Annotated in this window: 1 protein-coding gene; it reads right to left on the bottom strand. The window is 50.8% G+C overall.

Annotation, left to right across the window (positions count from 1 at the left end; all coding sequences use genetic code 11):
- Positions 1–413 (bottom strand): hypothetical protein (locus tag NE664_14715; protein ID MCQ4727887.1); only part of this gene is annotated, 413 nt, incomplete at both ends.

Raw genomic sequence — 413 nt, forward strand, 5'->3', positions numbered from 1 at the left:
GTCATAATTTCGGTACTGCCGCCCTTCCTTGCCTCGGCAGTCAATATCAGAAGATCCTCGTCCGGCATATAATAGCCGGTCATGGTACAGCTTCCCATCGTGGAATCCAGCTGGAACTTGATCTTGGGGATCGGATACCCGGTATCCGGTTTATCTGTCGGTTTATCCGTCGGTTTATCGGCCGCTTCATCGGGCGGGGCAGCTTGGGACTCTGAATCCGGTTCGTCTTTCAGATATACCGAAATTTCATCCAATAGCACATCCCGCAATTCCCCTGATCCGCTTCCTGTAAAATCCGCTGCCGCCGTCTGCACGATGGATCGCGCTGTTAAATATGCCTGTCTGTCATTATATTCTCTGAAACTCTGCCTGTAATATGCCGTAGAGGCAAACAGTATGGCGGTCACCAGAAT

This window comes from Anaerotignum faecicola (genome assembly GCA_024460105.1).
Taxonomy (GTDB): Bacteria; Bacillota; Clostridia; order Lachnospirales; family Anaerotignaceae; genus JANFXS01.